This window comes from Streptomyces griseochromogenes, from assembly GCF_001542625.1.
Classification (GTDB): Bacteria; Actinomycetota; Actinomycetes; order Streptomycetales; family Streptomycetaceae; genus Streptomyces; species Streptomyces griseochromogenes.
On sequence record NZ_CP016279.1, the window covers coordinates 7141421 to 7159294 of the forward strand.

General features: G+C 70.1%; 15 protein-coding genes and 3 pseudogenes. 6 read left to right on the top strand and 12 right to left on the bottom strand.

Translation table 11 applies throughout. The features are described 5' to 3' along the window. Nucleotides 1-230 precede the first annotated feature (230 nt). Complete coding sequence (locus tag AVL59_RS30660; RefSeq protein WP_067310918.1) at nucleotides 231-1538, bottom strand: MFS transporter; 1308 nt, start codon at nucleotides 1536-1538, stop codon at nucleotides 231-233. Beyond that, on the bottom strand, nucleotides 1538-2794 hold the full coding sequence (locus AVL59_RS30665; RefSeq protein ID WP_067310921.1) for an aminotransferase class V-fold PLP-dependent enzyme: 1257 nt from the start codon (nucleotides 2792-2794) through the stop codon (nucleotides 1538-1540). Before AVL59_RS30665 ends, AVL59_RS30660 begins: the two co-directional genes overlap by 1 nt. Here AVL59_RS30665 and AVL59_RS30670 point away from each other — a divergent pair. Further along, entirely contained in the window at nucleotides 2793-4205 is a 1413-nt protein-coding gene (locus tag AVL59_RS30670) for an aminotransferase-like domain-containing protein (protein ID WP_067310923.1), read from the top strand. The two genes, AVL59_RS30665 and AVL59_RS30670, sit on opposite strands and share 2 nt — an antisense overlap. 144 nt (nucleotides 4206-4349) lie before the next feature. Here the strand turns inward: AVL59_RS30670 and AVL59_RS30675 are convergent, their stop codons facing one another. The 3 genes and pseudogenes from AVL59_RS30675 to AVL59_RS30685 form a co-directional block, all read right to left on the bottom strand. After that, entirely contained in the window at nucleotides 4350-4772 is a 423-nt protein-coding gene (locus AVL59_RS30675; RefSeq protein WP_067310926.1) for a hypothetical protein, read from the bottom strand. Between the two features lie 160 nt (nucleotides 4773-4932). Further along, a pseudogene (locus tag AVL59_RS30680) lies at nucleotides 4933-5247 on the bottom strand (helix-turn-helix domain-containing protein); the annotation flags it as partial. A gap of 52 nt (nucleotides 5248-5299) precedes the next feature. After that, entirely contained in the window at nucleotides 5300-7141 is a 1842-nt protein-coding gene (locus AVL59_RS30685; protein WP_237281735.1) for an ABC transporter ATP-binding protein, read from the bottom strand. A gap of 542 nt (nucleotides 7142-7683) precedes the next feature. On the opposite strand from AVL59_RS30685, the pseudogene AVL59_RS56710 reads away from it, so the two are divergent. After that, nucleotides 7684-8450, top strand: a pseudogene (locus AVL59_RS56710) (XRE family transcriptional regulator); the annotation flags it as partial. Beyond that, nucleotides 8447-8697 (top strand): annotated as a pseudogene (locus AVL59_RS56910) (transposase); the annotation flags it as partial. The pseudogenes AVL59_RS56710 and AVL59_RS56910, both read left to right, overlap by 4 nt. A 489-nt stretch (nucleotides 8698-9186) precedes the next feature. Here AVL59_RS56910 and AVL59_RS30695 read toward each other — a convergent pair. Both AVL59_RS30695 and AVL59_RS52700 read right to left on the bottom strand, forming a co-directional pair. Next, a complete protein-coding gene (locus tag AVL59_RS30695) occupies nucleotides 9187-10290 on the bottom strand; it encodes a right-handed parallel beta-helix repeat-containing protein (RefSeq protein WP_159400136.1) in 1104 nt (367 codons plus the stop codon). Between the two features lie 320 nt (nucleotides 10291-10610). Continuing rightward, nucleotides 10611-11207 (bottom strand): exonuclease/endonuclease/phosphatase family protein, encoded by a 597-nt coding sequence (locus AVL59_RS52700; protein ID WP_159400137.1) that lies wholly within the window; start codon nucleotides 11205-11207, stop codon nucleotides 10611-10613. A gap of 31 nt (nucleotides 11208-11238) precedes the next feature. Here AVL59_RS52700 and AVL59_RS30700 point away from each other — a divergent pair, with 31 nt between their 5' ends. Continuing rightward, complete coding sequence (locus tag AVL59_RS30700) at nucleotides 11239-11508, top strand: nucleoside-triphosphatase (RefSeq protein WP_237281737.1); 270 nt, start codon at nucleotides 11239-11241, stop codon at nucleotides 11506-11508. A gap of 176 nt (nucleotides 11509-11684) precedes the next feature. Here the strand turns inward: AVL59_RS30700 and AVL59_RS49580 are convergent, their stop codons facing one another. Then, nucleotides 11685-12329 (bottom strand): hypothetical protein, encoded by a 645-nt coding sequence (locus AVL59_RS49580; protein WP_079147087.1) that lies wholly within the window; start codon nucleotides 12327-12329, stop codon nucleotides 11685-11687. A gap of 134 nt (nucleotides 12330-12463) precedes the next feature. Between AVL59_RS49580 and AVL59_RS30705 the strand changes: the two genes are divergently transcribed. Both AVL59_RS30705 and AVL59_RS30710 read left to right on the top strand, forming a co-directional pair. Further along, nucleotides 12464-12757 (top strand): hypothetical protein, encoded by a 294-nt coding sequence (locus AVL59_RS30705; RefSeq protein WP_208870469.1) that lies wholly within the window; start codon nucleotides 12464-12466, stop codon nucleotides 12755-12757. 158 nt (nucleotides 12758-12915) lie between these two features. After that, nucleotides 12916-13404, top strand: a complete 489-nt coding sequence (locus tag AVL59_RS30710; RefSeq protein WP_067004382.1) for a carboxymuconolactone decarboxylase family protein — start codon at nucleotides 12916-12918, stop codon at nucleotides 13402-13404. Between the two features lie 227 nt (nucleotides 13405-13631). Here AVL59_RS30710 and AVL59_RS30715 read toward each other — a convergent pair whose 3' ends face one another. The 4 genes from AVL59_RS30715 to AVL59_RS30730 form a co-directional block, all read right to left on the bottom strand. Further along, nucleotides 13632-15203: a carboxylesterase/lipase family protein gene (locus AVL59_RS30715; RefSeq protein ID WP_067317971.1), complete on the bottom strand. Its 1572-nt coding sequence runs from the start codon at nucleotides 15201-15203 to the stop codon at nucleotides 13632-13634. Nucleotides 15204-15218: 15 nt separating this feature from the next. Then, the gene (locus AVL59_RS30720; RefSeq protein ID WP_067310940.1) at nucleotides 15219-15857 is read right to left on the bottom strand and encodes a GOLPH3/VPS74 family protein; all 639 of its coding nucleotides are present in this window, start codon (nucleotides 15855-15857) and stop codon (nucleotides 15219-15221) included. A gap of 135 nt (nucleotides 15858-15992) precedes the next feature. Then, the gene (locus AVL59_RS30725; RefSeq protein WP_067004388.1) at nucleotides 15993-16652 is read right to left on the bottom strand and encodes a response regulator; all 660 of its coding nucleotides are present in this window, start codon (nucleotides 16650-16652) and stop codon (nucleotides 15993-15995) included. Further along, nucleotides 16649-17818: a sensor histidine kinase gene (locus AVL59_RS30730; RefSeq protein ID WP_208870470.1), complete on the bottom strand. Its 1170-nt coding sequence runs from the start codon at nucleotides 17816-17818 to the stop codon at nucleotides 16649-16651. The genes AVL59_RS30725 and AVL59_RS30730 overlap by 4 nt, the downstream gene beginning before the upstream one ends. Between the last annotated feature and the right edge of the window lie 56 nt (nucleotides 17819-17874).

The following is a 17874-nucleotide window of genomic DNA, read 5'->3' on the forward strand; positions in this document are numbered from 1 at the left end:
AGGAGAGCGTGCCCTCTTTAGTGACGATTACCCGGCTTCCACGATCCTCGCGTTGCCCGGAAAGAGCTTTCTGCCGAGATGCCCGGTCCTGAGGGCGGCTTCCGACTCCACGGCCTCGATGTCGGCGACCCGCACTCCGCACGGGTGCTTCCGTGGCTCCGCAGTGCGGGGACGCAGCGTCGGTGTCGGTCGTCCCGGAGGGGCGGAGGGTGTCCTGGGCATGGAGGAACTCACCCCTGCGCACGTAGCTCGGCCGGTGCCGGCAGGGCTGCCAGCTTGGTGACAGGGGACGCGAAGAGTCCGATCGCCACGGCGGCGGAGCCGATCGCCGCGACGGTCAGGGCGCCCCTGCCGCCGAGCGCGCCGGTCAGGAGCCCGGCGGACAGGCCACCGAGTGCGCCGCCGCCGAACAGCAGCGTCCGGAAGGCCGCGGTCATCCGCCCCATCATGGTCCCGGGAGTGCTCGTCTGCCGGAGGCTGACGATGATGACATTGGCGACGCCGAGTCCCAGGTACGTGACGAAGAAGGACGCCACGCACATCGCGATCACCAGCCGGGTCGGTCCGGCGGCGGTGGCGAGGAGGCTGGGACCGAGCAGCAGGGCCGACTGGGCCAGCAAGTAGACGCGTCCGAGGCGGAACCGCCTGATCACCCGTCCGGAGACCAACGCGCCGATGAGGCCGCCCACCGAGGCCGTGGCGAAGATGCCGCCGAGAACCGACGGGGCGAGATGCAGGTCGCGTGTGCCGTGGAGCAGGAACATCGTCCATACGGTGATCATGGAGAAGTTGCAGCAGAACCCGACGAGCGCAAGGGCGCGCAGGATCCTGTCCGTCATGACCCAGCGGAGGCCGTCCCGCAGCTCCGACCGGATGCGGCGGCGGGTGCCCCGCTCCGGACGCGGCTCGGGCGTGCGGATGAGCAGCAGGGAGATCACGGAGACCAGGTACGAGAAGACGTCCACGATCAGTGCCACCGGCGCGGTCAGCGCCGACACCAGGACGCCTGCCAGACCGGGCCCCGCCACGTCCGCCGTGGAGGAGCTGACGCCCATCTTCGCGCTCGCCTCGACATACTGATCGGGGTCGCGGACCAGGGTGGGGACGTACGACATCCAGCTGACGTCGAACAGCACCGACGCGACACCGACGGCGCACGCGATGACCGTCAGGGTGACCATGCTGAGGGCGTCCGCCCAGTGCAGGACGGGGACCAGCGCCAGCAGGACCATCCGGACCAGGTTCGCCGCGAGCATGACTCTGCGCCTGCGGACCCGGTCCACCCAGACCCCGAAGATCAGGGCGAGGCCGAGGTAGGGGGCGAGCTGCAGGAACCGCAGCAGTCCCACCTGCTCGTCGCTCGCCCCGAACGCGCGGATGGCGGTGAGGGGCAGCGCGAGGGTCGTCACCTGGGTGCCGAGCAGCGACACGGTCTCGCCCAGCCAGAACTTGAGGAAGTCGCCGTTGCGCCAGAGGGTCCTGGGTGGCTTTCCGGCCGCCGTCTCCGGGCCGGCCGCCGCCACGTTCGCCGACGCCATCAGCGGTTCCTCTGCCCCTGCTCAGCGAGTTCGGCGACGGCTGCGGCGACCGTGTCGACCTCGTCCTCGGTGTTGTAGTAGTGCGGTGACAGGCGCAGGCACCAGTCGACATCCTTGTCGCCGAAGTCGTGCTGCGCGAACTCCCGGAAACTCAAAGCCGAGTTGATGCCCTGCTCGTCCAGGGCCGTCTTGAACGGCTGCGGCTGCCAGCCCTCGATCTCGAAGGTGACGAGCGCCGCCGGGGCCGGCCCGCGGTCGAGGAGCCGTATGCCGGGGATGTCTGCCAGGCGGTCGCGCAGCCGGGCGGCCAGCGCGGGCGTCCGGCGGGAGATCGGCTCCAGGCCGACCCGAAGGGCGTAGCGCACCGCCGCCGCGCAGCCGAGCAGGGTGGCGTACGGGAACTCCCACTCCTCGAACCGTGCGGCGCTGTCCACCGGCCGGTACGTCTCGGGCTCGACCCAGCGGGCGCCGTACATGTCGATGAACAGGGGCTCGTAGCCCTCCCGCAGGACGCGGTCGGAGACGTAGAGGAAACCCGAACCGCGCGGGCCGCGAAGGAACTTGCGGCAGGTCGCGGTGAGCAGGTCGCAGCCGATCTCGTCCACGTCGATCGCGTACTGCCCCACCGACTGGCAGGCGTCCACGAGGTAGAGCAGGCCCAGTTCCCGGCAGTGGCGGCCGATCTCGGCCACCGGCTGGACGAGGCCGGAGTTGGTGGGCACATGCGTCGCGGCGACGAGGCGGGGGCGGCGGGAACGCATGAGCGCCGCCATGGCGTCGACGTCGACGCCGCTGCCGTCGGGGTGGTCGGGGGCGTGGACGATCTCGACACCGAAGCGTTTGCGCAGGGCGAGGAACGCGATCTGGTTGGAGATGAAGTCGTTGCGCGTGGTGAGGATGACGTCGCCGGCCCGGAAGTCGATCGCCGACAGGGCCTTGGTGTACGCATAGGTCGCGCTGCCGGCGAAGGCGATGTTGCCGGGTCCGGTGCCCAGGATGTCGGCGACCGACGCGTAGAAGTCACGGACCTGGGCTTCCCGTGCGGCGGAGGCCTCGTAACCGCCGATGGCCGCCTCCAGTCGGAGGTGTTCGGTCATCGCCGCGAGGACGGGGTGGGCCACCAGGCCGCAGCCCGCGTTGTTGAAGTGGATGACCGACTCGCAGCCCGGGGTGTCGGCGCGCAGCGCCGCGATCCCGGCCGCCGTCTCGAGAAGCGATTCTTCAGCGGGGAGAGAAGCGTTACTCTGTTGTCTCATGTCCGACAGTAGCAGTACTGAGGCGCTGGTGGGGATACTCCGCGGGGAGATCGCCCGTCTCACACCCGGTGACCGGATGCCCAGCAGCCGGGAGTTGACGGCACGTCACGGCGTCAGCCCGGTGACGGTGTCGAGGGCGTTCGCCCAACTGTCCGCCGAGGGCGAGGTGGTCACCCGCCCGGGCAGTGGCACTTACGTCGCCCCGCGCCGCACTCGTTCGGCCGCCGATGCGCCGGACACCTCCTGGCAGGCGGTGGCACTCGCCGGACGTGACTTCGATCCGGGCGCCGCGGACAGTCTTTCGGATGCGCCGCCCGCAGGCGGGATCGCCATGGCAGGCGGCTATCTGCACCCATCACTGCGCCCGGAACGGGCGTTGAGCGCGGCCCTGGCCCGGGCGGCCCGCCGTCCCGGCGCCTGGGACCGGGCGCCCGCCGCGGGCCTGGCGCCGCTGCGCGCGGCCTTCGCCCAAGCGGCCGGAAGCGCGGTCGGCCCTGAGGACGTACTGATCACCGGCGGCGGCCAGGGCGCACTGTCGATGCTGTTCCGAGCGCTGGCCGCGCCGGGCAGCCCGGTGCTGGTGGAGTCGCCGACGTACCCGGGCGCACTGGCCGCCGCCCGCGCGGCGGGGCTGCGCCCGGTGGCCGTACCGATGGACGGCGAAGGTGTCCGTCCCGACCTGCTGGCCGACGCCTTCGCCGTGACCGGGGCCCGGCTGCTGTACTGCCAGCCCACCTTCCACAATCCGACCGGCGCCGTGCTCGCGCCGGCGCGACGCCGCCAGGTCGTGGACGTGGCCCGCGCCGCAGGGGCATTCCTCGTCGAGGACGACTTCGCCCGCCACCTCGGCCACGGCGGCCCGGTGCCTCTCCCCCTGGTCTCGGACGATCGCGACGGCACCGTGGTCCAGCTGACCTCGCTGACCAAGCCGGCCTCGCCGAGCCTGCGCATCGGGGCGGTGATCGCCCGTGGACCGGTGATGCGAAGACTGCAGGGGATGCGGCGGGTGGACGACTTCTTCGTCGCCAGGCCGCTGCAGGAGGCGGCCTTGGAACTGGTGAGCACTCCCGCGTGGGACCGGCATCTGCGTGCCCTTTCCACGCGCCTGAGGGAGCGTTGTGCGGTGCTGACCGGCACCATGGCGCGCGAACTGCCCGACTGGACGCCGACCCGGATCCCGGACGGTGGCCTGCACCTGTGGGTCCAGCTACCGCCCGGCCTTGAGGACTCCGCCGTCGCGGACGCGGCACGGGCCCACGGTGTGGCGGTCAACGCGGGGGCCCGCTACTTCCCGGCCGAGCAGCCAGGCGCCTGCCTGAGGCTCGGCTTCGCGGCTTCGGAGGACCTCGCCGACCTCGCCGAGGGCGTCCGCCGCCTCGGTGCGGCGGCACGAGCGTGCGCCACGGCATGAGGCACGAACACACTCTGTGTCCACCGAGCGGTGCCGCGACGCCCTCGCACGCGGCTCCCACACCGTTCCGGACTTGCGGCCGCACTGGGCGCCTTCGCCCTGTTCGCCGCGGCGCTTCTCGCCTGCATGGCCTGGCGTGACAGGTCAGGCGCGGGAGCGGCGGGAGAATTCGCACCACTGGTTGTCGTCGGGGTCGCCGAGTACGGTGCGGAGGGCGATCGAGTCCGCCTTGCGGACGTAGTCCAGGTCGTAGAACTCCTCGCCGATCTTCAGGTCGAATGTCTGCGGGGTGCTCCCCTTGACCGCTGCGAAGAGGTACCAGGTCCCGTGGCCGGACGGCAGGCGCTTCACGGTTCCGGAGCCCGGCGCGAAGTCCACTGGGAAGTCCTGGACGGTGAAGGTGCGGTCCGCTTCGACCGTGAGCGTCGATCCGCAGTCGCTTGTCCAGTGGCCCACGACCTCCGCCGCCGTCACGTGCGGCAGCGCCTTCGGGGCACCACCACAGGCGCCGGCCAGCAGGGCGACCGCCGCGGCACACAGGGCGCTCGCCGTTTGGCTTCTCACCACATCCCACTTCCTGCACCGGCCCTGGCTGTCCAGAGCACGACAGCACAGCAATCAGACGTAGATCACCTGGCGTCCATGATATTCCTGGTCGGAATCGAGTCTCTGGTCGGATCTGGCATCTTGTACGAGCGGGTCGGGGCAGCGCTCAGGCTCTTCCGTCTCCGGTGCCCGCGGGTCCCGGTCCGGGCAGGAGGGCCTGGACGAGGTCCGTGTGCGAGGCAGCAGGGCCGGGCGGGGTCGCGAGTGCGGCGATGCTTGCGGCGAGGAAGGTGCGGCGGTGCATGTCGTCAGCTTCGGGATCCACGCGGATGTCCTGCGTGCCGCGACCGCTCACCAGGCGGCTCACCTTGGACTGGTGATAGCCGAGCGCTGCGGCCATGTCCTGCTGTGAGCGCCGCCGTAACGCCCGTGCCTGGCGGATCTGTTCGCCGATCCGTCTGGCCGTCCAGCTGGCCGAGGAAGAGTGAGCACCCACTGTTCGCGGGAAATCCGCTCAGGCACGGGCGAGTCGCGGGCGGGGATGCCGGTCATGCGGTCTGCTCCTTCTCCGTCGCAGTGCGTGGTGTCGGGACAGCGCGGTCGTTCTGGAGGAGCCACAGCTCGCGGAACAGGCCTGGAGCAGCGGTAAGTTCTTCGAAGGTTCCGGTCTGGATGATGCGGCCGTGGTCCAGGACCACGATGCGGTCGGCGACGGCCACATTGGCGAGCCGGTGTGTCACCAGGACGACGGCACGGTCCTGGGCGACGGTGCGGAGGCCGGTGAAGATGCGGTGTTCGGCTCGGGCATCGAGGGCGCTGGTGGGTTCGTCCATGACGAGGAGACCGGCGCAGCGGTGGAAGGCACGGGCGATGGCGATGCGCTGCCACTGACCGCCGGAGAGTTCGACGCCACCGAACCATTCGCGGGCCAGGAGAGTATCGAGGCCGCTGCGCAGGTCGGCTACAACTTCGTGGGCGCCGGAGTGTTCTGCGGCCTGGTGGACGGTGTGGTCACCGCCATGGGGCTGGCCGAGGGTGATGTTCTCCCGGGCTGAGAGGGGCCAGTGGGCGAAGTCCTGGGGGACGACGGCGGTCTGCTTCCACAGGGCGTCGGGGTCGAACTCTGCGGTGTTCCGGCCGTCCCAGGTGACGCGGCCTTCGGTGGGCAGGTAGAGACCAGTGAGGAGTTTGGACAGGGTGGTCTTCCCGGATCCGTTTTCGCCGACCAGGGCGAGGACTTCACCTCGCTGTACTTCCAGGGTGACGCCGTCCAGCGCGGGTTTGTCGGCGCCCGGGTAGGTGTAGGTGAGGTTTTCCGTCTTGACGACGTGTGGGGCCTGGGCGGTTTCGGTTCCGCGCTGCATGCGGTGTCCGCCGGCTTCTTCGATGAAGTCGGCCCAGTCGTCGAAGTAGAGGCCGGTACGGAACAGCTGGGTTCCGTAGCCGACGAGGCCGCGCAGGGAGGAGCCGACGGTGCGCAGGGCGAACACGGCGGTTCCGGTGGAGGCGACGGACATGTGGCCGGTCGCGAGGAGGAGGCCGAGAGCGCCCCACAGGGCGGCGGAGGCGATGCCACCCGCGAAGGCTCCGAGAAGAGCGTAGCGGGCGCCCTGATGGATGGCGCGGTCGGTGGAGGCGTCGACGCGGGCGCCGATCTTCCGGTACAGGTGGAGGAGGAAGTCGGCCATGGTGCCGGATCGGACTTGGTCGGCGACGTCCTTGTCCACGATGTACCAGCGCAGCAGTCCGAGAGTGCGGCGTTCGGCGGCCATGGCCCGGCTGCTCTCGTACTGGACGCGGGCCCCTTTCATGCTGGCGATGCCCTGCGGGAGGACCGCGAGGACGATCAGCGGGAGCAGCAGGGGGTGCAGGAGGGTGAGGACGGACGCGGCGGCGATGATGGAGGCGAGGCAGGCCATGAGCTGCTGCGACTCGGTGATGAGGTCTTTCGCGACGTCGGCGCCCCGGTCTGCGTTCTCCCAGCTGTCGTTGAATCCGGGCTGGTCGTAGGCGGTCAGCTCGGCTGCCACCGCGGCGTTCATCATCTCCAGTTCGGCCTCCCGGGACAGGCGCGGGGAGAGACGGCTGGAGATGTTGACGATCGCGATGGCGAGGAGAGCGCGTGCGCCGGCCGCGATGGCGAGGACGCTGATGGCGGGCAGGGCGCTGGTGAGGCGGTCCTGGATGTGGCCGGAGGCGATCAGTGCGGTGATGGTGCTGGTGGTGGCGACCAGCCCGAAGGCCTCCAGCGCGGCCGAGAGGGCCTGGCAGGCGAGGAGGACGACCACGCTGGTGCGGTCGATGCGCCAGGCGAGGGTGAGGGCGCGGCGTACGAGCTCGGGCAGGCGCCGAGCCATGGACCAGGTGGTGACCTTGTTCCGTGCGAACACGGTTGCGGTCGTGGACCGGAACCGAAGCTCCTCGTCAGGTTTGTCGGTATCACTTCCAGTGGTCAACGGCACCTCCGGGGAATGTGAGAGATCAAGACTGCCGGGGGCTCGGGCGTGGCGGGGCCTGGTTCGGAGTCCTTCACTCGAACGTGTGGACGCTCTTCGTACCGCATAACTCGCTCTTTTTACTGGCGAGTTGGACAGTTCCCCGAGGAAGCGCTGTCCCGGCTTCAGGTAGTACGGTGACCCGCCGCTCTTCGCAGATCTTGGTTGGTCGACGTCGGTCGCCGTCAGGGCGGTCAGGTCGACGGTACGTCCGAGGATGGTGGCGCTCTCGCGTCGCTGGGCTGCCCGACAGAGAAGAGGGAGAACGTCGTAGGCGGCCCTTCCGTTGCCTTCGCGGGTGAGGAGCCCTGACGAGCGGCATGAGGGACATCACAGCGATGGCCTGGGGCAGTTCGGAAGCGATGAGAGCGGCGTAGTCGCAGGCTCCGCAGGCGCGGCCCACCAGATCGCGTCGGGCCGGGCGGTACGACGGTCGCATGGTCCGTGACTGGCGCTCGGGGCGTGTCCGATGGGCAAACGAGGCCACACGCACAGCACTTGAGGATGTGACAGGGCTACCCATCACCGCATCAAGGTTCGCGCCTGGGGGCCGGACTCCGTCCGTCCCAGCCCCACCGCAGCGGGAGGACCCCGACGACATGCACCGCCGCACCCTCTTCACCGGCGCAGCAGCCACGGCATCCAGAACGCGGGCACAGCTGGCCAGCGCGTACGCGGCGACCTCTACGCCTCCGCAGCGGCGTTCCGCTGCCCCCGCGCCGGAACCCTGTACCGGCACATGGGACGTCCGGCCGATGCACTCGCCGCGAACGACGTTGCCGGGTACCTGGGCATCACGCGCAGCGACCCCCTGTTCGCTTCCCTCGGGCCGGCCCGGCAGATGGCCATTCACGGCGTATCCCAGGACCGCAGCAGCCTCCGCCGCGCCTTCGACCAGGCGCAGGACGCCATGGAACGCGCCGAGCCCGGCGCCTACGGGCCCGTACGGCTGACAGCCTTCTACGACGAGGCCGAGCTGCATTCGCTCGCACTCTCGGCCTACCTGGCGCTCGGGGACCACTCCACAGCCGAATACCACGCCCACCAGGGCCCAGCCACACTGCGCCCGTACATGCTCCGGTCCCGGGCCATCGCCACCAGTCGCCTCACGCACACCCAGCTCGCCCGGGGAGAAGCCGACACCGCGACGGCGACCGCGATGAAGGTCCCGACGGACGCCGCGCCCCATCATGCCCGGGTCTCCTCCTCGCCGAGATCGGCATGGACATGAGCCGCTTCCCCAGCGCGGCTCACCAGGCCTCGCGGGCCGGGATGTGCCCGGGCAAGGACACCTCCGGCAAGTCCCGTCCCGGTGATCCGTGGCTGAAAGGAGTACTCGGGCTCGCAACTTCATCCGACGAACCGGCCGGGCTCGGCAGACACGGCGTCCGGTCAGCCGGCTCAACATGCTCGGTTATCAAGTGTCCCTCCGATCAACAGAAGCGGTCTGACCTGCGCGGGCGGTTGATTTTCGAATCAGACTCCGCCGACCTGGGGGTCCGAACCAGGTCTGCCCCAGGTTCAGGTGCGCGGTGCAAGCAGCAGCGATCGCAATCCCTACGATGCCGAACACCCCTTCGATGAGCCCTGACGCGCGCTCCGCGCCTGCTCAGCCTGACTCGCCTCGGAAGCCCCAAAGCGCAACGAAGTACGCGGTACGGCAACGAAGTACAGCAGCCCCGGCAACCGGCAGTGCCCCGCACCGGCCCTGATGAGCTTCCCGGCAGCCTGTATGACCTTCAATGACCGATCCCTGTAGAACTACGGATCAGAAGATCGCTGACATCGACGACGGGCTCGGATCGAAATCCCGAAGCGGTGTCACCAGGTTCGAATCCTGCCGGCGCCACCGAAGAAAAGGGCCGACTCGGGAGGGGTTTCCTCCAGGCCGGCCCTTCGCTGTTTCAGGGGTCGCCGCACACGTCTGCTCGATGCGTGTGTCAGTCGGGCTTGACGACGGCCGTTGCCTTGAATCCGCAGCACTGGATTTCGCGGACGGGCGCGACGGACGTCCTGCGGATCCGGTCGTGGCGGAGGATGCCGGTGGTGTCGACCGCGTCGGCGATGACGCCGATGCCCACCTGGCCGCCGCTGATGACGTTGTGGGCGGTTGTGCCGTCACCGTCCTGGATGGCGATCCCGAAGAACCGGTTGTCGATCAGCCGGTTGTGTCTGATCTGGCAGCAGTTCGGGCTGAAGACCTGGTAGATGCCGATGTCGGCGTCGGAGACCTGGTTGTGGGAGATCTGGGTGCCTGACGCGGTGCCGATGGCGCCGATACCGGAGGACTGGAACTCGTTGATCGGATCCCCACCACACCCGGGGAAGGTGCACACGGCATGCGAGACCAGGTTGCCGGTCACCGTGGCCACCGCGCCCCCGACGACGATGCCGGCCTGGACGGCCGGGATCTGAGCACCGCCGGTGACGACATTGTTCTTCGCGATCACCCGTGAGGGCGTACCCTCGCTGGGTCCATTGAAATTGAAACCGTCGGTCTGGTAGCGGGTGACCACGACACGGGTGATCCGCCCGGACGCAGTACTGCCGGCCGCGCCGTCCACCTGGATGAAGTCCGGCAGCCCGATGGTCACTCCCCGGCCGAATGCCTGATCGGCCGGACAGGACGGGGCGGGCAGCATGTCGATGACGCGGGATTGTGACAGGTCGAGGCTCGAGGACTGAAGGGCCGTAATGCCGCTGGCAAGCTGCCCGCACGGCACCGGCCCGGTCACGGTGAAGCCGGACATGCGGACGTGGGCGCCGTGGGCGATCCGCACGACGGAGGTCACCGGCACGCCATGGCGCACGTCCTGAGCGAAGGGGGTCAGCTGCGCCGGCGACTTGATGACCGGTGAGCCGTTGCCGACACCCTTGAGCTTGAGGTCCTTGCCGCTGACGACGACCTGTTCGGTGTAAGTTCCGCCCTGGACGAGGATGGTGTCACCCGAGGCAGCCGCGTCCACCGCCGCCTGAATCGTGCGGTAGTCACGCGGCACGACCAGCGTCGAAGCCGCATGGGCGGCAGGGGCGATGCCAACCATGGCACCCAGCGTCGCCAGGACCGACAGAACGACAAGGACGCCTCTCGTACCCAGTTTCTCTGACGTCTGCAAAGCACCCTTCATGGAACTCCTTGTTCATTACATGGGCGAACTGAACAAAACTACCAATCTCTACCCAAAGGGATTTCGAGCGGCGCGCCATGTGATCCGAGCAAGGCGTTGTCCTTGTGTGGAATGTGCCGGACAGGAGGGGCACAGGAGCCTGCTTGCAGGACAGCGGCGATACGGCAGCCCCAACAACCGACCATGCCATACCGACCCGCGTGCGCTTGGAGCTCTCGTCCCGCAGGCTGTGCGCCCTACCCGCTGCCTGCATGGCAGCGCACGTTGGGGTGCCGACCCCTGAAACGAATTACCGGGGGGGACGGCGGGTGAGTGGAAACAAGGGAAGTGCGGTTGGCCGACGTCGACGGGGGACGTTGCCAGAACAGAACGATGAAGGGAGGGGCCGGAATTCGCCGCCACAGTCCCGTCACATGCATCAGCCGTGGAAGCTCAGCCGCACCTGACGGTTGGGGTTGTCCCTGTTCGTGTCCTCCAACCTCCGTTAAGACAACCCTCACCATAGACGCGGGCTTGCCCGGCGAAAGAGCCACTGCTACCACGCCCCCGCCCAGTGCCTCCAGCTCGCCCCCGGCGCGCATGCCGCCGACGGCCACGGCGTAGTGGTCCGCGGTGGAGCCGGGGAGCCGCACCACCCGGTGGTTGGGGATGTTGGCGGACGCCACCACGTAGTCCAGCTCGCGGCCGTTGTCCTGGGTGGGCAGACCGGAGTTGTAGAGGTGGGCGCCGGGAGGAAGGGCGAAGCGTCGCGGCTCGTTGTTGAAGTCGGCCCCCACGGTCCACGACCGGCCGGGCACCTGGTTCACGAAGGCCGCGATCCGGGCGAGCATCACGTCCGACTCGTTGGTCGGGTTCTGACGACCGGTGGGCCGGGCATGGAAGGAACTGGCGTGCACGGCGTTCCGGCACGCGGTCGACGCGCTGTTCGTCGCAGAGGTCGACGTCGTCGCCACGGTCCACACGCACCTCACCGACGCCCTCGAGCGGCGCACCGACATCGAGGTCGTCCAGCTCACTCCGGCAAACCGGGACGCCCTGCCGGGGGAACTCGCGGCCCGGCTGCAGCAGCCCCGGACGCACGAGCAAGGCGCAGTTGAGCAAAGTCGAGCGAGACATCGAGGCACCCAGCCGTGAATGCCTCCGACCTGGTCCGTCACCGCCGGACTCACCCTGTCCTACAGCTCCGGCGTGGTCGAGGGCCACGTCTCAAGAGTAAAGCTCCTCAAAGGGGGCATGTACGGCCACGCATCCTTCGCACTCCTTCGAGCTCGGATTCTCACCCCACCGTGATGCCGGCCCCCTGCCAAAACTCAGCTTTGGGTATGAGGAGATTCGTTGCGCAGCCTCCAGATCTCCTTCCATTGCCGGGCGTGGTCGGCTGCCAACAGCGGGTCGGGCGCGTCGGCCCGCTGCACCGCGAGGCTGACCCCGCATTCCCTGCACAGCTGATGGGTCCGGTAGACGCCGTCGTGCCAGACGCTGGTGTTGTCCCGGTTTCCGCATACTCGGCACGTCAGCGCAGGAGCTTCATCGGGCGGGACCGTCGAACGGAGCACCCGCTCGACGACCACTGGCAGCGGCTCGTCGGGATGGAGTGTCGGCTCGGGACAGTAGGCGATGTTCCCCCATCCGCGCTGCCAGCCTCGCCAGGACTCGTCTGCTTTCACCTGCCGGAAGCCACGTGCTTTGTCCGCTCGGCGACTGTTGGCATAGGCACGTTCGTCAGCGAGCCAGAGCTGTCGGGCATGGTGCAACTCCTCGACGGCGCGTATGAGCGAGCTCGGATCCCTCTCCAGATTCTTGGGAATCGCCGCGCTGAGGCAGAGGTGGTGATACGTGGCTCGGAAGCCGTAGGGCGCGAAGTGAACGAGGCAAGACCGCAGATTCGTATGCCGAACGCGCGTGGGCAGGCCCTCGTCGTAGACCCGTCTACGGTGCGTGTTGAAGCTGCTCATCCCAGGACGCTACGGCCTGCCGAGCAAGGATCGCACTTCACCCCTGCGTTCCCCGGCGCGTTGCGGTTCGACGGGCTGCCGCCGCTTTGCCCGACCCCGCCCGGCTGCCGTGGTGGAAGCAGCCGGGTTCACCTGTGCTGCGCACCCAGTTGCCGCGAACCGGCTTGCCGCTGGCCGACTTCCGTTTCTCCCAGGATGAGAACGAGGGCACGGTTCAGGAGGTGGCCGACGGCTCCAGCAGTACGTCGGACTGGGTGCCGACCCTGGTCGGCTACCTGTACGTCTCCGTGACCGACTCCACCGCGTTCAGTCCCACCGATACGATGCCGCTTTCCAGCCGCGCGAAGCTGATGATGAGAGTGGAGAGCATCTCGGCCCTGCTGGCTTCTCTCCTGGTCATTGCGCGCGCGGTGAGCATCCTCCACTAGGGGCGCGCGAGTCCTCTGCGGAGCAGTGCCGACGCGGGTAGAGGCCGGGGCCGACGAAGGTGCCCGAAAGAGATTCTCCGGGTTTCTGTCACATCTGCGTGTGCTGGTCCGTCAGTGCAGTGAAGTCGCTGATCAGACGGATGTGAAGGAGTGCAGTCATGACGGACACCTCGATCTCCCGGATGCCGAACCCGGCCGAGTTCGTGCCCGAGCTGAACGACATCAGCGCGGCTCTGTTCCGTGCCACGGGCAACCGGTCGGTGCCGCGTACCACGATGAGCCTGGTCCACCTGCGTGCCGGGCAGATCGTCGGCAACACCTACCTGACGGTCCTGAACACCGGTTTCCTGCGCAAGGCCGGGGTCTCGGAGGAGCGCATCACCGCCGTCTCCTCGTGGCAGGACGCCCCGTACTTCAGCGATGCCGAGCGTGCCGCGCTGGCTCTGGTGGAGGCCACACTCCAGCCCGCCCCGCACGGCAGGGAGCGTGTCTCCGACGAGCTGTATGCCGAGGTGGCCAGGCACTACGACGAGAAGGCGTTGGCAACCCTGACCATCGCGATCGGCCAGATCAGCTTCTTCATCGCCCTCGCCGTCATCGGCAAGCCGCAGCCGGTCAGCTCTTTGGCGGACGAGCAGTGGGACTGACCTGATCCGTCCGCCAGGCCGCCGCCTGTGGCGACTGGCCGTGCGGAGCCGACTGCGCTCACCGCGGCCCCGAGACTCTCTCCACCGCATCGGGTGGCTGCTTTGAGTGGCGCGCGCTCGGAGGTCTGCCCCGCTCGGGTGACATCGAGCTGGGCTGACCCCGCGGGTCCGCGGTGTGAGGGTCCGTCGGCCGGGTCGTCGGACCCTCACGGCGGTCGTCTCCGTGGTCAACCGAGGGCGTTCCAGAATGCGCAGTGGTGGCGGGGCTGTGTTGTGCGGGTGGGGACGATGTGGTCCGGCGCCAGGGACAGGACCGTCTGGCGGGGCCAGTGCGGCGACAGCGGGCCGTTCGGGTCGGCGGTGCGGGCGAAGCGGGTCCAGTAGTCGATCATGGTGTCGGCCAGCCGGTGCTGTGCCGTGGTCAGGTCGCGGGGGCGGCCGCCCAGGTCGAACAGGTAGGGCAGTTCGCTCGCGTGCGGTGCGCCGAGCGGGAACGGCGGCATGCTTGAGGTGAGCGGCGGGGCGTGCTCGTCGGCGAACTCGTAGCGCCAGACGGGCACATGGGCGGCGAGCAGGCTGTCGGTGCGCGCGGTCGGGCAGGCGAAGTCGGCGTCGCCGATGACCGTGCCGAACACCGGGCCGCCGTCGGTGCGGTGCACCGGGTACTCACGGGCGATCGCCTTCGCCTGGCCCGGGGAGGGGAAGAAGGTGGCCACGACGTCGGGCCAGGTGTCGGGCGTGACGGGATGGCCTGCCTGGACGATCCCGGCGGCCCAGCCGTTGCCCTCGTCGTGGTTGTTGCCGATCAGCACGGGGATGTGGTGGAAACGGCCGGCGGCGATCGCCGCTGCGGGATCACTGGGCAGCAACGGGGTGGCGTGGGCGGGCTGTTGATCGGTGTCCTGGGCCGCGATCAGACGGGAGACGTCCACGCGCCGCAGGCAGGCCGGGACGTCGCGGGCGAAGCCGCAGCCGACCTTTGCCGCGAGGTCCGCGCCCGCGGCACGCGCCGTGGACAGGGGAACGGAGGATGGGGCGAACGGCCGGTCGGGGCGGCCTGTGCACGGGCCGCTCTGGATGATCGCCCGGTCGAAGAGCCCCGCGGCGCCGGGTGAGGCGAGCTGGGCACAGACGCTGTAGCCGCCCGCCGACTCGCCGGCCAGCGTCACGTTGTGGGGGTCGCCGCCGAAGGCGCCGATCTCGGCGCGGACCCAGCGCAGTGCCGCCTGCTGGTCGGCCAGGCCGAAGGTGCCGGAGCCGGGCAGCGTGCGGTGCGCGAGGAAGCCGAGGGCTCCGAGGCGGTAGTTGACGGTGACGACCACGACGTCGCCGCGGGTGGCCATGCGGTGGGCGTCGTACGAGCTGCCCGCTCCGGTGGTGAAGCCGCCGCCGTGCAGCCACACGATCACCGGCCTGGGACGTGCCGGTCCCGCGCCGTCGGGTGTCGTGACATTCAGGTAGAGACAGTCCTCTTCGGTGCTGCCGCCGGGCACCTCGCCGGCCGGCTGCGGGCAGGCGCTCGCGGGTCGGGTCGCGTCCCGTACCCGGGACCAGGGGGTGGGGCGGTGGGGCGGCGCCCAGCGCAGCCTGCCGACCGGGGGCGCCGCGTAGGGGATGCCCTCGAAGGTGCGGTGGCCGTCGTGGGCGGCGCCCCGCACCGGGCCGTCGTGGGTGCGTACCGTCGTGGCGGTGGCGGTGGCGGGCCGGGCGGGCTGGGTCGGTGGGACTGCGGACCAGGCCGTCGCGAGCAGGGCGGTCAGGGCGCAGCCCAGGGTGGTCAGGACGCGCTGCATGCTCATCATCTCCCTATCCGGTCAGCTGCCGCCCATGCCACCCTGCGCGGCGATCATGGTCGTCGACAGGGCGCGTACGGCGTTCTCCAGGCCGGGTGCGAGGGCGGCGAGACGCTCGGTGCAGGCGTCGATCCGGGCCCGGAAGGTCTTCTGGCCCTGCCGGGAGACGACCGAGCGGATGCCGCCCGCCGCGGCAAGCGCCAGCAGCGCAGCGTCGCAGGCGGGGATCTCCTGCACGGGGGTGTCCCCGTACAGCGCCGTGGACACGCGGGCGCGGAGTGCGGCGGGCAGGGCGTGGTCCGTCATGGTCAGCCGCCGTGTGCCGAAGCGGGTGCGAGGTGCCTTTACGGTGAGGAGTCCCGCCGCGGCGAGCCGGTCTTCCACCTGGGTCAGGGTCTGCTTGCGGTGACGGCGCACGAGGTGCTTCCAGCCGTGCCCGGCGGCGGCGTCGCGCAGAACGCCGTCCAGGACGGGGTCGCCGGTCGGTTGTGTGCCGGACACGGTGACCGTGCCGCCGCCTTCCCCCAGCCGGCCGCGCAACGCGAGGTCGATCAGGGCGGCGGCACGGACCAGCAGCTGGGTCCGGGAACGGTCGTAGGGGCCTTCGGCCGCGTCGTCGTGGGCGAGCAGATACATGAGGCAGGCCAGGTCGTCGTTCACACGTCGACGCTATGGCCGCACACCCCGGCCACGGATCGGCCACGGGAATGGACTGGCACTGGGAACGCAGGAGGACCGCGGCTCGGTCTCATCCTTGAGGAGGAGGCCGGGCAGGCAGGGGTGCGCGGTCCGCCGTCAGGGGCGGCGCGGCTGCACGAGGCGGTGGTCGTAGGCGGCGACGACGGCCTGGACGCGGTCGCGCAGGCCCAGTTTGCGCAGCACCGCGGTGACATGGTTCTTGACGGTGGCTTCCGACAGGTTCAGCCGCTCGGCGATCTCCGCGTTCGACAGCGCCTGCCCGATCAGGGTGAGCACCTCCCGCTCGCGGCCGGAGAGGTCCTGCAGGGAGGGTGGCGGCGCCGGGTCGGGCACGGTGCGCAGGAACCGGTCCAGGACGCGGCTCAGCACGGCCGGCGCCAGCAGCGCGTCGCCGCGCGCGGTGAGGCGGATCGCGTCGACGAGTTCGGCGGGTCGGATGTCCTTCAGCAGGAAGCCGCTCGCCCCGGCCCGCAGTGCGGCGACCACGTGCGCGTCCACGTCCCAGGTGGTCAGCACGAGCACCCGGGACCGGCTGCCGCACTCCGCGATCTGCCGGGTCGCCTCGATGCCGTCCACGATGGGCATGCGCACGTCCATCAGCACCACGTCGGGCGCCAGGTCCCGCGTCAGCCGCACCGCCTCCTGGCCGTCGGACGCCTCACCGACCACCTCGAGGTCGTCCCGCGCGTCGATGATCATGCGGAATCCGGTACGGACCAGGGCCTGGTCGTCAGCCACCACCACGCGCAGCGTCATGAGGCGCGCTCCACCGGCAGCCGCGCCGCCACCTCGAACCCGCCTTGGGGCAGCGGACCGGCGCGCAGACTGCCGCCCACGAGCCGTGCGCGCTCCTTCATCCCGACCAGACCGCGTCCCGCTCCCGCTGCGGCCGAACGACCCTGCGGCGTCCGCCCGTTGTCCGTCACCGTGACCTTCACGCACTCCCCTTCGGCCGTCACCTGCACGCTCACCTCGTCGGCGCCGGCCGCGTGGCGCAGCGTGTTGGTGAGGGCCTCCTGAACGATCCGGTACGCCGCCAGGTCCACCGCGGCCGGCAGCCCGTCGGTGGCGCCCTCACGGTGCACGTGCACGGTCATCCCGGTCGCGCGCACGGTGTCGGCCAGCTCGTCCAGGCGCACGAGCGAGGGCCCCGGCTCCCGCTGCTCACCGGCCCCGTCCTCCCCCGCATCGGGCCGGAACGCACGAAGCAGCAGGCGCAGCTCGCCGAGCGCCGAGCGCGCGCCCGTCTCGATGGCCCGCAGCGCCTGACGGGCCTGTTCGGGCCTTTCGTTGAACACATCGTCGGCGGCGCCCGCCTGAACAACCATGACCGACAAGGTGTGCGCCACGACATCGTGCACCTCCCGCGCAATCCGCGCGCGCTCCTCCGCCACAGCCTGGCACATCTCCGCCCTCGTCCTCGCCTGCTGCGCCCCGCGCCACTGCCCCGCGGTCCACGCCAGGACAGCCGCCAGCAGATAGACCGTCAGACCCACGCCGCCGCCCGCCACGAATGCCAGCGGCGCTAGGAGACACATCGCCGCGAGCGCCCGCACCGACACCTGCCGCGGCCTGGTGGCCGACAACACGCACAGCGCGACCTGCGCCGCGAGCAGCGCCCCCGTGAAGGTCACCGCGGGCAGCAGCGCCCACACCGCGAGCCCCGTCGCCGCGTTCACAGCCAGAACCGCGACCGGGCTGCGAGCCTGCCACCTCAGGGCGCAGGCCTGCGCGAGGACCAGGGCCACGGCCACGGGCAGTCGTCCACCGCGCTCCGCGCCGGCGACGAGCACCGAGGTGCCGAGGACGACGAGCACCAGACCGGCCGACCCCCACCACAGCGCCCGGGTCGCCCGGGGCGACAGTTCGCCCCACGCTTCCTCGCCGAACGTATCGTCCGGCTTTCTGCTGCATCGGTCCACGCCCCGAGCCTATCCAGCGGCGCGACAGAACCGCGGCCATCTTCTGGGCGGGCGGC

Excerpts from the sequence above, each read along its gene's own strand:
- AVL59_RS30710 (WP_067004382.1), top strand. The coding sequence starts at position 12,916 with ATGACGGACACCTCGATCTCCCGGATGCCGAACCCGGCCGAGTTCGTG.
- AVL59_RS30715 (WP_067317971.1), bottom strand. The coding sequence starts at position 15,203 with ATGAGCATGCAGCGCGTCCTGACCACCCTGGGCTGCGCCCTGACCGCC.
- AVL59_RS49580 (WP_079147087.1), bottom strand. The coding sequence starts at position 12,329 with ATGAGCAGCTTCAACACGCACCGTAGACGGGTCTACGACGAGGGCCTG.
- AVL59_RS30725 (WP_067004388.1), bottom strand. The coding sequence starts at position 16,652 with ATGACGCTGCGCGTGGTGGTGGCTGACGACCAGGCCCTGGTCCGTACC.
- AVL59_RS30660 (WP_067310918.1), bottom strand. The coding sequence starts at position 1,538 with ATGGCGTCGGCGAACGTGGCGGCGGCCGGCCCGGAGACGGCGGCCGGA.
- AVL59_RS30665 (WP_067310921.1), bottom strand. The coding sequence starts at position 2,794 with ATGAGACAACAGAGTAACGCTTCTCTCCCCGCTGAAGAATCGCTTCTC.
- AVL59_RS30695 (WP_159400136.1), bottom strand. The coding sequence starts at position 10,290 with ATGGTTGGCATCGCCCCTGCCGCCCATGCGGCTTCGACGCTGGTCGTG.
- AVL59_RS30670 (WP_067310923.1), top strand. The coding sequence starts at position 2,793 with ATGTCCGACAGTAGCAGTACTGAGGCGCTGGTGGGGATACTCCGCGGG.